A 14,363-nucleotide genomic window follows, 5' to 3' on the forward strand; every position below is an offset into this window, starting at 1 on the left:
CACCTCTTATAATATATACTATACCCCCGCAGTGTATATTTAGTCAAAGGAATTTTACCAAAAATTAATTCTATATTTAATTTAAGCGTTATGATGCGGTCTTTCGATGATTTTTGTCACAGAAGAGTTTTGTTTTTTATTTATTCTCTACATTGGCAGTGTTTTCCTGTTATATAGAAAAATTAAAAAGGCCTCATCCTATTGGAAGAGGCTCATTATTGGTTATTCTTTTATCGCAGCTTCTAATGCTACTTCGATCATATCGTTAAAGGTTAATTGTCTTTCTTCTGCTGTTGTTTCTTCACCTGTTAGAATGTGATCACTTACGGTTAAAACTGAAAGTGCTTTGCGGTTAAATTTAGCCGCTATTGTATATAGGGCAGTGGTTTCCATTTCAATCGCAAGTATTTGATACTTAGCCCATTTTTCAAGTTCTGAATTATCATTATAAAATGAATCTGCAGTAAAAATATTACCTACTTTCAAGTTAAGTCCTTTTGCTACCCCTGCATCATATGCCTTACGGAGTAAATCAAAGTTTGCAGTAGGGGCAAAATCAACATGACCGAAGGTAAGACGATTCATATTAGAGTCGGTGGAGCTTGTCATTGCCAAAATGACATCACGAACCTTTACATCTTTTTGAATCGCTCCACATGTACCAACTCGAATCAGATTTTGAACGTTATAACTTTGCATGAGTTCATTGATATAAATAGAAATGGAAGGAACCCCCATTCCAGTCCCTTGAACCGAAATTCGTTTTCCTTTATATGTCCCCGTAAAACCAAACATATTTCGTACTTCATTGTAACATTTTGCATCTTCTAAAAAATTTTCTGCGATATATTTTGCCCGAAGTGGATCCCCAGGTAATAACACTGTTTCAGCAATTTCATTTTCTTTCGCACCAATATGTACACTCATTTCATATTCCTCCAATCATTAACTACAACAGTCCTTAAACTGTATCAATGACAATATAACATAAACATTTTCTAATGAGAAACTCTTCAATGAAACAGACATGAAATTTATAATTTTGTGGGAAGCTATTTTTAGATTGGAGGGAGCTATTCATGGGTAAAAAACATCGAAGCCGTACTAACTCACCGAAGAAAAATAATCATATCCCTGCCGAGGCCATTGAGGCGGAACACAATGCACATGCAAAAGAGCACAACGCAACCGGTGGGCGTAAGCACTAAGCTAGAAAAAGTAGAAAAAACCTAAGGGATTTGTCCTTAGGTTTTTAGATTAGAGGAGAACTATTCTGTTAATAGGGAACCAGCCGCCTGGCTTTAATTGATAATAGTGTTGGCCCCCGCGGCCTTCGTCGATTAACACGATATCCCCTGTGGAAAGAAATCTCCCTTGATAATTTGCAGGTATTCTGTCAGTAACATTAAAGCGGCTAAAAGTCTCTGCTAAGCATTGCTCTCGACTATTTGCGGGAATAGTCGTTCGATAAACCTCTGAATGTCCTTTATTTTCACGGTACTTTGGAGTTTGAAAGATGGTCACATCATATTGTATACTTGCTCTTTTTGTTAATACCTTGATCATCATATACCTCCAATTATTAGAATTAATCGCTTATTCTAATAATTAGCTATGAACAATGTCGAATCCTCCATGAAAATTCCACTTTTTTTGTCGAATCGCACTTTTTTTATCCCGTGAGGCTGTTTTTTATCGAATCAAGCTATTCAATAAAAAAACAATAGGACCTAAAAAGGACCTATTGTCTGGATTTTATGCATATCTTTGAATTACGTTTTGGATTTTTTGTTGTAAATTAGGGATATCTGCATTTGAAACGGACATACGTACGTTGGTCTCATCTGCTCCAATTGCCTCTGAGAATAATCCAGCTAACCCTCTTGCCCGCCGGTCTACTTGGAGCATGATGTCAAGCGCGCCATTTCCAGACGGGAAGAAAACTACTTCTAGTTCATCTAATCTGCCACGAAATAATCCTGAAGTTGGGACAAACTCAAATTCTTGAACAAATGGTAAACGTCCCCGTAATCGGCGCGGTGCCTCTTCGCAATCAGCTTCCCGAATTCTAAAGCCTAAGTTTTCGATTGTCTTAAACACAGCAGACATTAGCTGGTTTGGTAAAACTTCCACTTTTATACTTCTTTTTATAATGATGATGGCCTAAGTTGTTGTGTTTATAATGAAAATTTTTGATCGATGAAGCACTAATAAATTTCCTGAACACAACAAAAAGCGAGCACAAAGGCTCGTCTTTCGTATTAATCTATTTAAAAGGAAAATACCGCTTTCCTCTATTTGATTAATTATCTTCTTATTCATCCTCTTCTTCCTCATCGATAATACTTTTCTCGATCAAATATTCGAAGGTTATGTCTGCAATTTCTTCTAATTCCTCTTCACTAGGAACGTATCCCCTTTTCACAAGCTCATGAAAGAAAAATTCGGCAATCTCTTCGGTATCAATAAATACTTCAATTTCTCTCATAGCATCGCCCCCTTTTTAGAGAATGTATGATGTACATGGCCGTTTCATGCTATTTACTTTGAGGAGCTTCCTGCGTACCTATTTCCACAGAAACGACGATTTATTAAACCCCAAGATTTATATAGGAGAAGATGTCTTTTTTTAATTGGACAAGCATAGGATGAATCAAAAGAACTTTTCCGAGGTGATATCATGTTGAATTTACAATTAAAACTAGAGGCATGGATAGATGATGTTAATCAGGAGGATGGACTCACCCTCCGAGCATTTGAGAAGCTTTTAGATGTGATGTTTTTCCTTATTAAGTGGGCTGGTATCCCGTTTGTTATTTATTTACTATTCGAAATTTCAAAGTGGTAGGTTTACTTAGACGTGGCTCTTGCCATCGTTACTGACAAGACTTTCTAATTTCCGGAGAATCACACGCATGACTTGATAATATTCCTGGTCCTGAAACATTTCATATAAAATCCGGTAATCATTAAATATGTCCAATAAGTTGTCAATTAGTTCCTTTTTATCCTTTTTTCGTTCAATTTCTTCGAATTCAGCTTTTCTAATCATGTTCTGGACCTTTGGATTTTCAACTACCTTTTCCTGTTTATTCACTAAGTATAAGAGACCCAGCTTTTGAATGAATGTATCGGCATTTTCAGCATCGGCGACAAGTGTTAACTCTTCTTCACCTGCTTCAAGCCATTCGCCATCACTTACCCTTGATAACTCATAAATGACATCTTCCCAAGCATCTTCTTTATATCTCCAAATTTCTGTACGGAAGCCTACTACCTTAAACAAGTCTGCACCATAACCGCTCACTTGAACTAAATCGCCAAAGAAAAAACTATATTCGATATCAATTTGTTCTTGTTCCATCACAACGCCTTCATATTCGGAAAGTAACTGTAAGGCGGTTTCTATAAATAATCCATCACTCTTATTCACTTCATAAACATACTTTCCGTCCAGCCATTTCACATCTGTTAATGTTCTAAATTTATTCGGTTAAACAAAAAAATATTTATCACCCATTAATTTAATTATATCAAAAAAAAGAAAACTCGTACCCAATAAGAGTACGAGTTTAACTTGCTTTTTCATTTTCTTTTTTATCTTTTTTCTTTATTTTATTTGTTAACTCAATAAGGCCTTTTGCAGCTTTTTCAGCATCAAATGTACCAATTTCCTTGTATTTAACCTTCATGATACAACACCTCAGAATATGATATTCAAGGGATCAACAATTGGTACGTTGTCCTCCTTGTAATATTCTTGTATCTGCTCCACGAAGAGTGTAAATCGGAAATCGAAAAAAGTTTGGAGAATGACAAAAAATGCCCAACTAATCAGTTAAGATAAATTGAGCATTCGTTCAGTCTAAAATAAAATTGGATATTTTATACAAAAAAAAGACAAAGCTATCGCTATGCCTTTACCACCCTTTACTCTTTGCGGCTTTCAATTCTAAAGAGTTTATCCTTCTGAGAAAGTCGTAAAACAATATTTTCTTCATTATATAATTCCTGAGGGAGTTTATCTTTTAGTATTGAAAAAATCAATTGAATATCCTTATTCTCAATAAAATTTGCTACCTTAACTAACTGATTATCATGCATAAGTTCTTTTTTGTCATTTAATACAAAATGCAAAACAGGTATATCCTCATCGTCTGCATATAGAATGTAAGCTAAATCGAAGCACAATATCTCTCCTTGTTTTTTACCCGAACTACTATTTGCATTAAAGGAATCAAATACGTATATACCTTTACCTGTCTTCTTATCCTCTTTGACTTTAAACGAAATACCATAGTGCTCCCCATATAGTTCATTCGAAACTTCAGAAAAGTACTTATTAAATTTCTTTAATTGATCCTTTATTTTCTCTTGGAAATCCCCAGAAAAAACCCCTTGATCGATAATATCTAGTTCTTCTTCTAAAGAAGACACTTTATTATCAACTTCATCAATTTGAGAAATTGAATTTTCAATTTCTCCTTTCCGTTGATAGTTTTCATTTAACTCATTGATAATGGCTTCTAAATCCTTAAAAGTGTCACTTTTTGCTATCTTAGTGGTTAACTCTTCTTCTTGAGATAATAACTTCTTTAAACTATTATGCAATGCTGAGATTTCTGACTCAATGTCCGGTATATCTTGAGTAATAAACCTGATTTTTTCCACTATCATATTATTATGATAAGAAACCAGTTCTTCAAAAGTTTTTTGTAAATTTTCCATATACTTACTTGCTTGGTTATAAATCATTTTCAATTGTTGTAAATCGATATTTGACTTATTTGCCATTAGTTCTTCTTCAGCTTCACAAATAATTTTCTTTCGTAGGCTCAATTCACTTATTTTAGAACTAATAGTACTAATTTGATATTTAGTTTCATTTAAATTACTTAAATCTTCATCGTAATTGTAGTTTATATTTAAGGTTTTCTTCTTTATCTCGAGATTAGAAAGTGTATCTTCTATCATTGCAAGCGATAGTTCTAGTTCAAATTTACTTTGCTTCTTCTCAATTCTTTTTTTATACTCTTTCTCAGTTTTAATCTTCTTAAGTATTTTAGATCTATCTGTTATTGTAATTCCAAATAAATATAAGTATAAAATTTCATACTCAGCAAGAGAAGTGTATGCTGACAAAACTTTTAGCGTGTTATTTATCCGTTCGTCAGTATACCTTATACTATGTGAAATAATCTGTCTAAAGGATGGCTTTTTCTCTTGCCTCTCCCCTATTATTAATGTATCCAGCTTGTTTTCGAAATCTTTGCCGTCATTGCCAGGGAGGTTTTCACCGTTTATACTCATAACCTTATTTTTTCGACTTAAAAAATTTCTTTTAATAACAATTTCTTTAGATTCTTCAATTTCAAGGTCTTGCTTTAGTACGAGTGTAATTAAAACTCGATTGTTAACTAAATAATTTTTAATTAAATCAATTTCCTTTTTATTCTCACTGTCCGTGTAAATTAACTTCGAGTCCGCACCTAAACAAAAATCAATTAACTTTAATACTGTGGTTTTTCCAACATTATTTCCCGTCTCTTTATCAGTGACATTCACAGTTTCGTCAACGATTAAATTTATTCCCTTTTTGAACTCAATTTCTCTAATAGTTCCGCTCATATCTTCTATTTTTAGATACTTTATGAACATAGCTTAACTTCACCACTTTCAGTAACAACTGCAATATCTGATAAAAAGAGCCAGTCTAAAGAAAGCATATAAGTAGACAAGGACATGCCACTTTCACTCTTCACACTTTTATATAAGTTAATGATACCTACATTATCCTGTTTAATAAGTTGTTGTAAGATAAGTGATCCGTTGTAGTATATACTCAAGTCAGGATTTACATCTCTAGGCAATAACATGGTTATACCCCTCCGGATTCTCAAATACTTTACACCTTATAAATGCATCAACAACTATTATCGAGACACACTGTTCAAGCTCTTCATCTGGTAAGTCGTTGTAATTGTCACTTTTCCTAATGTGTGTGACCGTTTTATTAATTATGTTGAAAAACTTCTGACTCTCATTAGAATCATCGTCAATTAATTCTTCAGTGTAGAAACGTGAAAGCTTATTAAAAACTGACAGGCTTTTATTTTTACCTTGCTTGTCATATTCAGTATATATCCCGTTTATTTTTGAATAGTATATTTTGTATTGATTTATAATCCTTTTTACTTTTTTTAGATTGTTAAATTGTATTTTCAAATCAATATTGTATTCGTGTAAATTATTTACCTCTGGAGGTGAATCCAAATCTTCCTCAGAAAGCGTCTTTATTATGTCAGCTAAATTTGAAGATATTTTAGATGGGTTTGGTTTCTCTCCAAGTTCTGCCATAACTAATTCATATATTTCTCTTTGCTTATCGGCTGTACATTCTAAGATATCGTTTAAAATAGTGTCTTTATCCCAAATATCTATCTGCGGATTGAATTTAATATTGTATTTATTATCAAACACTTTGGTTCTTAAATTCTTAGCATCAGAAAAGAAGAGAAACTTTAGACTATAACCATTTTTCTGATACTCTTCTAAGTTATCTTTAGAAAGAGTGCTGTTGATTTTTTCCTTTGTGCATGTAGAAGAGACTTGAATCAATATTTTTTTGTTCTTATCAAGCAAATCAATTGCAGCAATATTTTGTTTCTCTACATTTGCATTTTGGAAATTAAATCCATACACTAAATTACATAAGTCTCTATAAAAGAATTCTGCATGAATATTAAGGTTTAATATATTCAATTTCCCCATGCTCTTAATTCTAGAAGATAAAAGTTCAATCTTTTCTGATATATAAGAAAAATAGAAATCCCTATTCATAAGCTTCTCCTCTGCTTACAACAAACTTTTATCCTATTTTACTATAAATCTAGATTTTTTGAAGAGGATATTGGAAAACTTTGCAACATTTGGAGTACTATCTACTATTTAATAACTTTAAGCCAATTATTTCTGCTATTTTTCAGCCTACTCCAGATTTTCAGAAATTACTTCAATTAAATGATTTCCTATAATAAAAATGAAATGTTTAGAAATCAAATATCCAGATTTCTTCCAATTTCGCAAGCATCTTTAGCAAGTCGGAACATCTTTTGATTTTGTTTCTGTTTAGCTTGTTTCATAATTACTGTCGCATAATCGTGGAGACTTAAATTTAATCCTGAGTCATGTTTAAATATGGTAAATGGCAAAGGTTCTAGAAAGATTGTCGGTTCATTCATCAAAATCTTCATTGCTTGTTCTTTTGTATACTTACCTTGACTAGCATTCATCAAATATTGCTGCATCATATCACTTACCAATAGCTTTCAAAATTAGGGCTTGAATATCTTTATCCTCTTCTAAAGAATCCACGTCGAACTCAAACATGTTTACGTCATTGAGAACAGAACTTGTGAGCAACTGTCTAGTTTGAGGATCTAATTGAAGTTGTTTCAATTGCTGATTCAAAGTACTTAGAGTCGTATTTCGCATTGAAACTAGCGGGCTAGCAATGACTTTCTTCATTCCATCTTTGTCTTTTCCAATCGTAGTTGTTCCATACTTTTGTAAGTCTCTTTCAACTTCACTTAGCAAATCAATTGTGTTAGCAAGGGATACCAAAGCAAATGAATCGATTTCTTTGAGGTGAACATTTAAGGAAAGTTTCTCAAGGTTTGCAATTAGAAGATGGTAGACAAGTTCATTGCGTAAGTGGAAATATTGTGGCTTAGATAAATCAACTGATTTGAATTGTTCTTTCATTTCTTTTTTGTTCTGTTCATTTTGCTTTTGTCTAAATGGATTTGAATCTTTTTTAAGATGAGCCGGTTTAATATTCATCTAATCTCCCTTTCAGTTATTTTCACTGGAGGTCTCAAAATGTACACGTAGTAAAATTTATACTCTCCTAGTTATTAAATGGTAGTTAAGCTTTTTTTCAAAAAAGGTAGGCGGTATGTCTTGGTGGTTAGAATCAATCAACTTAAACACTTAGTAGTAACTTCTAACAAATCCATAGCTTACTTCGGAGCAACTCATGTCACAGAGAGTAAGATTCACACGATCTAACAACTTCATTCTATCGAGCTTCTTATCTTTACATTTCATTAGATCAGTAAAGTGATTAGCAACAATAGCAGCAGCAGCAAATCTAAATTGCTCTTCACCTATATCTTCACGAATCTGCTTTAAATAGAACAACTTCTCACCCATTTGATTATCTCCTTTCTATATAATAATGAAATAAGAAGAACTAAAAGCATTCACTCTTAGTCCTCATATATTTAATTAAAATGGTGCTACTTCTTCGACAGTTAGTGCCCCACTACCTTGAAGAGAAATACTGTACGTTACTAAATCGTCATATGGCATCTCTAATGAAAAATCAGTAATAGTTGTATTGCCCTTATATTTAGTGCCAGAAGGTAACTCAATATATACGTTTACATTCTCACTATTAATGAATTTAGTTTCTAATATATTGTAAGCAGCATCATCTTGAACAAATGCACCGTCACAATCCAAGCTCCACTCTTTAAATCCAGCGACAGGTTCTTTCCAGAATCCTTCTGTGTCTTTTGATGTTGCATCAATTGATTCAGCAGAACGAGAAAGAGTTGCATTACGTTGTCCTGCGAGTATCTTTCCTGTTGAAGCTTCTTCAATATAAACTTTGCATTTCATCCCAGATATTTTTCCAGCCATTTATACTACCTCATTCTTTTATTGAAAATAAAAAAGAGAGCAGAATAATCTACTCTGAAACTTTGTGAAATATTTCACATAAATAATCATAGTTAAGCAATCACTGTTAACTTAGTTAAAGCGTCTGGATTGTAAACTGCACCATCAAGATAAACATCAAACAGGAAACCAACTGAACCACGAAGAGCATGATCAGTATCTTGTACCATAGTCATTTTCGGACCTTGTTTAACCATTACTGCATACCCATCCACTAAACTTCCAAGGACAACAGGAGTTTGTCCGATTGTATCACCAGCTTCTAAAGAATCAGTAATAACTACTTCCAAGCCAAATAAAGTGTAATTTGGTTTGCCATTAACTATTCCATTCTGCACATAAAAATGACCTGAAGAGTCACGCAATTTAGCAACTCGATTGTAGAATGGACTGGCCATAATGAATTGAGACTTTTGTAGATATTCAGGGTGTACGTTAAGAACCATGTCTAACAACACTTCTAATAGCTGATCATTTGTAGCAGCCAAAGACAAATCAAACTTGCCAATCGTTGTATCTGGAACAATTCCACGAAATTCCTCCGCAGCAGTACCTCGAAGAATTGATTTTTCAATTGCTTTAAAAGTACGCTTCGCAAGTAAGTTCGGAACATATTCAACCATGTTAGTTGCGGCATCGTTAATTAATTGATTAGTAAGAGCAATGTATGCTCCAGCACGTTTTTGATTTAAAGCAACCTCTCCTAAAGACATAGCTTCCTCAGATAAGTTCTGTGCTTCTCCAACGAACATACCAACTCCAACAGCTGTTTCTCTTGGAATCTTTACTGAACCACTTGCAGATGGAATTTTTCTAGCACGAGCAAAAACCGGAGAAGTTTCTTCTAACTTTTCAACTATGATGTCGGCCACAGTTTGAGGAATCAACGCTTCATTTCCAGAAGTCTTTTGCAAGTCACGGAAGCTATTGTTGAACTCACGAATTTCTGTTTCTTTACTAAGTTCTCCCTCGTTCTTGTTGTTACCATATCTAAATTCTGTCTTTTCCATTTTGTGTTTCTCCTCTTCTTTTTTGTTTTCTGCTAAACTCGGAATCTCAACTTTTTCAATCAAGTTGATACCACGAGCTGCGATAGTTGATTGGCTATATGCAGGATTTTTTACAACAGAGACTTCAAACAATTCCATCTCTTCAATAGTTCTCTCATGGAGACCATTACCAAGAGCTTTCCATGATTCACGAATTGTACGAAAACCAAAACTCATGTTCTGAAAAATTCCAGATTTGATTAGTTCATAAGCATCTGTTCCATAACTTGTAGGAACGATGGTTGCTTCAATGTACAAACCTTGACCGTCTTCTCGAAGTTGTAAGCTTCCATTTCTAGTAGAAGCTAAGATTTTTTTCGAATCATGTTCTGCTAAGAAGCTGACTTCTTTTGCATTCTTAATTGCATGGGCAAAAGTACCTTTAGCAATTTTTTCAACAAATTGTTTAGTACCACCCAAGACCTCACTCAGTTGTTCCGTTTTATTCACATAGCCACTTACATTCATAGTGCTGTCCTGATTAGCATCCAGCTTTGTATTTGCAACACGTAATTCCATTTTCATAATCTCTTTCACCCCCGTATAAAATGAGCTTGCTTCACGAAGCAAACCTGAAAAATGTCAAAAAGAAAAAGACGTACCCCGAAGGATACGCCTTTCCAAAAAGAAAAAATCGATAGGCAAGATAGAACTCATTCTGTAGTTCCATATATTTAGTAGCTACTTTATAGTAGCCCCATTTAGTATTTTGTTTTAAAAAGAAGAGGAGAGTTGGAAATAGGAGTAACCAACTCTCAAATCAAAGGGTTTGATTACTTAGCTAAGGCATCAAAAGCAATAAAAGAAACACTAACTCTCAACTACAAAATTAAAGAATTACTGAAAAGGAGGTGCTCGGAGTAAACACCTCTCTATTAATAATATAAACAAACATACGTTCAGTTTGCTTTCTTAAGCAATTTTCTTTATAAATTCTTCATAGTTTTTTCCTTCAACAAAATAGAGCGTATTCTTGTATTCCCATTTATTTCTGATGTACTCAAAAACTGTTGTTCTACCAAGTTCTTTCTTGCTATGACCATTTTCAAAAATCCATTTTCCAATAAGATTCTTAGATTCGACCATAGCTATAATATCTAATTGCTTGTCCAAGATATAAGCCGGGTCAACTCTCTTACGATTTGTAGGTTCGATCTTTCTGAATTGTTCAATGATTTCTTCTGAAATTGGATGCATTAGAAATGGCTTGATAAATTCTTCAGTTTCCAATTTCTGTTGTTGTTGAAATTTAGACATTCTTCTTTTTATTTCCTTTTCTTCTTGAGTTCGTTCTTTCTGAAGATTCTCATTCCAATTGATTCTCCAGTCAAGATTTTGACCAAATCCTGTATCTTCATCTTTCAGTTTGTATGAATAGTAAGCCATGTTAGTTTCCTCCAAGTTATTAAATATTTTTGTTATTATATACAGTCCATCAAAAACGTAAAGGAGATTTCAAAAAAATATGCCTTCTTTCGATGACTCATATGACTTTAGCAATCTTCACTGTTTTAGTTTCATACATTGATCCGACGGTTTCTCTACTTCCAAATCCATGAACAGATTCAATTGGCTGCTTAACTTTGTTTCCTGAATTTTTATTTATTAAGTACTGCTTGTTCTTTTCCCATAAGTCAAATTCAGTTACGAAGATTGGAGTGCTGACACCCTGTTTTTTGGAACGTTGCTCTTTATAATCAATTAGTCCAAGACTTCTTAATTTCGGTTTGATTCGATATAACTTCCCCTTTTTTATATTACAAAATTTCAATGCCTCTTCCTCAGTGAAGATGACATATGGAAGACCATTTTCTTGATAGTCCGGATTCTTTTTTGAGTACTGTAAGAAATCTAAGAGCCAACAATAATAGAAAATGTAGTCCCCATCTAACTCTCGAATCTCAGAATGGTTGTAAATATTTTTTGGTATTTTAATAAACTTATCTTTCATATTTTCCACTTTAATTTCCTCCATATTATTTCTCTTGCATGAAGAAACTTGTTTTATTCGTGCAATAAATAGTTTTGATATTTAGTATTGATATTAGTATTGATAGAGTCCAATTTTGGAACAACTTAATTTCAAAATGGAACAACTTAATTTCAAATGAAACAACCAATAAAATTTGACTTAATTTCCCAAAATGAAACACCTTTGAATCAGTAAAAAAAGAAAGCAGTTATTTCGGTTCTTCTTCAAGTTGTTCAGCTAGCGCTAGGATTTTGCGTGCTCCAGCAATCAAGTTTTCGACCACTTGTTTTTCAGTCCAACCAAGAGCTTTCTGGTATCGACTGATTTGAGTCATCTGTTTAACCGTAGTTTTAATTAATGAACGAGTAAATTCATTGTAGTTATATTCCATAATTAAGTTCCTCCGAATAATTTATTTCTCTCACGATACATTTGTATCTGCTCCATCAAATACGTAAATCAAATCAGAAAACTTTTTTGTATTAATATGAGAATTTTATACCTTTATTCAACTAACTAGGCTGAAAAGTTTAAGTAATAAAAAATTAAACTAAATAGATATTTAGAAGGAGAAATATTGAATATTCTCGAACAATAATTATATGTAAATTAATAGAAAGAGGTCTGGAAATGCAAAAAAAGTTTAAAATAAGTTTATTATTTGTTTTTTGTATCACTGCCTTACTTGGATGTTCAAGTGAAACAGAAATTTTAGATGAACCTGACTACTATAAGAGCGAACAGAAAAAAGAAATAAATAAAGAGAATTTAGCAATTGAAAATAAGAATGCAGAAAATGAACAGAAGTCAAATGAAAATAACTCAGAAAAGACGACTAAAATTACCCCTCCTAAAACTTCAGCGATTGAAAATGCAGAGGAAAAAGATAAAAACTCCACTGTTAGTAATTCCAATACAATTGCCCCTTTAGTTGGATTAGGAGATACTAAAGATTCATTTATAAATGAATATGGTAAAGACCTTGGAGAAGGAATGATTTCACGTTTTTCAAATGACTATATCTTAGTAATGTTTCTAAATAAACGAGCATATAACATTAAATTACAATTTGAAATGACTTCTGAACCATCTTGGACTATGGATAAATCAATGGAAGTAACAAAAAAGTACATACCCTCTGACTCTAAATTAATTCGTGAATACATAGATGTACAAGATATAGGTGTGCCTAGAAAAGTGATGGAATATAAAAGTCAAAAAGTTTCTGAATTATTTTCAGGCTCAGACGGTAAATTTGTTGTTGTTTATAATTATTTAGAAGGCGATCAATATCAAGTGATTGGCTTAACAATAGGTGTAGGTGATACACCATAAAATATATTTATTAACTAATGCTTTAGCTGAAGAAGAATAAGAACTCTGACCACAATCAAGTGGTCTTTTCTTATGATCAAAAGAATCTAAACCCAATATAAAATAAGGATTTTATTAATACCAAACACTAAAACCATTCTTTATTTTTTTTATGAATAATGAGAAGATTGTTAAAAAGGCCTTTGGAGAAAGGAAAGATTAAATAGTGGACCTAATTACCCAATTACAAAATGATGTAATTGACCCTAATGTAAGTATTTCAACTGCACTTAGAAGAGCTAAAGTTTTAGCGTATCGTTTGAATTTAGAAGATTTTAAAAATTGGGTGGAACTTGAGTTAAATGGCTATCAAGATAAATTAGAAGACCTTCCCGATTATAGAAGATGCACCACAGTTATAATTAAAGGAAATTTCTCAGGAAGTTTTGGAACAATGGTGAATAATGCTGAAATCCCTATAAGTCATTTACCCAAAGAACATAGAGATAAGTTGAGAGAAGTTCCTTTGTCTCAAGGGATTAGGGCTTATGAAAGTATTGTTGAAGATAAAACAAATCTTAGCCTTTCAGCACCAATACCTGTAGATTTAGCAGTACCCTGGTTTAGTGGAGTATACCAAGATATGCAATGCATATCTGCTCGCAAGGAATTTCCTATTTCAGCTCTTATTGAACTTTTAGATACAGTTAGAAATAGACTTTTAAGTTTTGTTTTAGAGTTACAGAATGAGTTTCCAAATTTAACTGCAACAGATGAAAAGCTTCCTAAAATCCCTACTGACAGAGCTCAAGCAATTTTCCATTACCATGTTTATGGAGATAGTTCAGTTATTTATAGCGGACAAGGAAATGATATTAGGATTCAACAAAATATTGTCCAAAATGATTTAGAGAGTTTAATTAAGACATTAACTTCCTTAGGAATAACTGAAAGGGATATTAACAAATTAGAAGAATCGATAACAGAAGACGAAGAAGAACCGGGCAGGGGAATTGGGCCTAAAACAAAAAAATGGCTGGAATCTATAAAAGAAAAGGCTACTGACGGAGTTATTGACTTAACGTTGAAAGCAGTAGCAAGTTACTTCGGCATTCCGAATTAAGAAACAGATCGAGCATTAAGATGTTCGATCTGTTTTTGTTCCTTTATTAATCTCCACTCGTCATATCAGCATTAATTAAACATTCAACCACTTTAAAAGTTTCCTAATGTTTCTTATCAAGGTATAAAATGAGAATTTTATTTACCCTTTGCATTTAACA

General features: G+C 32.9%; 20 protein-coding genes. 4 read left to right on the top strand and 16 right to left on the bottom strand.

Annotated elements, in window-relative coordinates; all coding sequences use genetic code 11:
* Nucleotides 1–222: 222 nt before the first annotated feature.
* Nucleotides 223–927, bottom strand: a complete 705-nt coding sequence (deoD, locus tag BDR01S_RS02940; protein ID WP_066256745.1) for a purine-nucleoside phosphorylase — start codon at nt 925–927, stop codon at nt 223–225.
* Nucleotides 928–1,079: 152 nt separating this feature from the next.
* Between deoD and yoyE the strand changes: the two genes are divergently transcribed.
* The gene (gene yoyE, locus BDR01S_RS26455; RefSeq protein ID WP_268874649.1) at nt 1,080–1,208 is read left to right on the top strand and encodes a protein YoyE; all 129 of its coding nucleotides are present in this window, start codon (nt 1,080–1,082) and stop codon (nt 1,206–1,208) included.
* A gap of 49 nt (nt 1,209–1,257) precedes the next feature.
* Here yoyE and BDR01S_RS02945 read toward each other — a convergent pair whose 3' ends face one another.
* From BDR01S_RS02945 to BDR01S_RS24715, 3 genes are all read right to left on the bottom strand, one after another.
* Nucleotides 1,258–1,569 (bottom strand): YodL domain-containing protein, encoded by a 312-nt coding sequence (locus BDR01S_RS02945; protein ID WP_157406095.1) that lies wholly within the window; start codon nt 1,567–1,569, stop codon nt 1,258–1,260.
* Nucleotides 1,570–1,755: 186 nt separating this feature from the next.
* A complete protein-coding gene (locus tag BDR01S_RS02950) occupies nt 1,756–2,133 on the bottom strand; it encodes a sporulation protein (protein ID WP_066256751.1) in 378 nt (125 codons plus the stop codon).
* Nucleotides 2,134–2,314: 181 nt separating this feature from the next.
* Nucleotides 2,315–2,488: a YozD family protein gene (locus BDR01S_RS24715; RefSeq protein WP_066256754.1), complete on the bottom strand. Its 174-nt coding sequence runs from the start codon at nt 2,486–2,488 to the stop codon at nt 2,315–2,317.
* A 195-nt stretch (nt 2,489–2,683) separates the two neighbouring features.
* On the opposite strand from BDR01S_RS24715, the gene BDR01S_RS25205 reads away from it, so the two are divergent.
* Nucleotides 2,684–2,848, top strand: coding sequence for a hypothetical protein (locus BDR01S_RS25205; protein ID WP_157406096.1), 165 nt, complete (start codon nt 2,684–2,686; stop codon nt 2,846–2,848).
* A 6-nt stretch (nt 2,849–2,854) separates the two neighbouring features.
* Here the strand turns inward: BDR01S_RS25205 and yodN are convergent, their stop codons facing one another.
* From yodN to BDR01S_RS03010, 12 genes are all read right to left on the bottom strand, one after another.
* Nucleotides 2,855–3,433: a germination protein YodN gene (yodN, locus tag BDR01S_RS02955; protein ID WP_501193407.1), complete on the bottom strand. Its 579-nt coding sequence runs from the start codon at nt 3,431–3,433 to the stop codon at nt 2,855–2,857.
* Between the two features lie 497 nt (nt 3,434–3,930).
* Nucleotides 3,931–5,628: a DUF2326 domain-containing protein gene (locus tag BDR01S_RS02960; RefSeq protein ID WP_235846479.1), complete on the bottom strand. Its 1,698-nt coding sequence runs from the start codon at nt 5,626–5,628 to the stop codon at nt 3,931–3,933.
* Nucleotides 5,629–5,648: 20 nt separating this feature from the next.
* Complete coding sequence (locus tag BDR01S_RS02965; protein ID WP_235846480.1) at nt 5,649–5,846, bottom strand: ABC-three component system middle component 6; 198 nt, start codon at nt 5,844–5,846, stop codon at nt 5,649–5,651.
* A 16-nt stretch (nt 5,847–5,862) separates the two neighbouring features.
* Nucleotides 5,863–6,840 (bottom strand): ABC-three component system protein, encoded by a 978-nt coding sequence (locus BDR01S_RS02970; protein WP_066256763.1) that lies wholly within the window; start codon nt 6,838–6,840, stop codon nt 5,863–5,865.
* Between the two features lie 215 nt (nt 6,841–7,055).
* Nucleotides 7,056–7,322: a hypothetical protein gene (locus BDR01S_RS02975; RefSeq protein ID WP_066256766.1), complete on the bottom strand. Its 267-nt coding sequence runs from the start codon at nt 7,320–7,322 to the stop codon at nt 7,056–7,058.
* Nucleotides 7,312–7,842, bottom strand: a complete 531-nt coding sequence (locus BDR01S_RS02980; protein ID WP_066256768.1) for a P27 family phage terminase small subunit — start codon at nt 7,840–7,842, stop codon at nt 7,312–7,314. The genes BDR01S_RS02975 and BDR01S_RS02980 overlap by 11 nt, the downstream gene beginning before the upstream one ends.
* 150 nt (nt 7,843–7,992) lie before the next feature.
* The gene (locus BDR01S_RS02985; protein WP_066256770.1) at nt 7,993–8,214 is read right to left on the bottom strand and encodes a hypothetical protein; all 222 of its coding nucleotides are present in this window, start codon (nt 8,212–8,214) and stop codon (nt 7,993–7,995) included.
* 75 nt (nt 8,215–8,289) lie between these two features.
* Nucleotides 8,290–8,706, bottom strand: coding sequence for a phage major tail protein, TP901-1 family (locus BDR01S_RS02990; protein WP_066256774.1), 417 nt, complete (start codon nt 8,704–8,706; stop codon nt 8,290–8,292).
* 92 nt (nt 8,707–8,798) lie between these two features.
* The gene (locus tag BDR01S_RS02995; RefSeq protein WP_066256777.1) at nt 8,799–10,319 is read right to left on the bottom strand and encodes a phage major capsid protein; all 1,521 of its coding nucleotides are present in this window, start codon (nt 10,317–10,319) and stop codon (nt 8,799–8,801) included.
* A gap of 387 nt (nt 10,320–10,706) precedes the next feature.
* The gene (locus BDR01S_RS03000) at nt 10,707–11,180 is read right to left on the bottom strand and encodes a hypothetical protein (RefSeq protein WP_066256782.1); all 474 of its coding nucleotides are present in this window, start codon (nt 11,178–11,180) and stop codon (nt 10,707–10,709) included.
* Nucleotides 11,181–11,277: 97 nt separating this feature from the next.
* The gene (locus tag BDR01S_RS03005) at nt 11,278–11,745 is read right to left on the bottom strand and encodes a replication initiator protein A (protein WP_235846484.1); all 468 of its coding nucleotides are present in this window, start codon (nt 11,743–11,745) and stop codon (nt 11,278–11,280) included.
* Between the two features lie 229 nt (nt 11,746–11,974).
* Nucleotides 11,975–12,157: a hypothetical protein gene (locus BDR01S_RS03010; protein WP_066256787.1), complete on the bottom strand. Its 183-nt coding sequence runs from the start codon at nt 12,155–12,157 to the stop codon at nt 11,975–11,977.
* Nucleotides 12,158–12,396: 239 nt separating this feature from the next.
* On the opposite strand from BDR01S_RS03010, the gene BDR01S_RS03015 reads away from it, so the two are divergent.
* A complete protein-coding gene (locus BDR01S_RS03015) occupies nt 12,397–13,101 on the top strand; it encodes a hypothetical protein (protein ID WP_066256789.1) in 705 nt (234 codons plus the stop codon).
* A gap of 205 nt (nt 13,102–13,306) precedes the next feature.
* Nucleotides 13,307–14,203, top strand: a complete 897-nt coding sequence (locus tag BDR01S_RS03020) for an AbiTii domain-containing protein (protein ID WP_066256791.1) — start codon at nt 13,307–13,309, stop codon at nt 14,201–14,203.
* Nucleotides 14,204–14,363: the final 160 nt, after the last annotated feature.

This window comes from Neobacillus drentensis NBRC 102427 (genome assembly GCF_001591445.1).
GTDB classification, from domain to species: domain Bacteria; phylum Bacillota; class Bacilli; order Bacillales; family Cytobacillaceae; genus Neobacillus; species Neobacillus drentensis.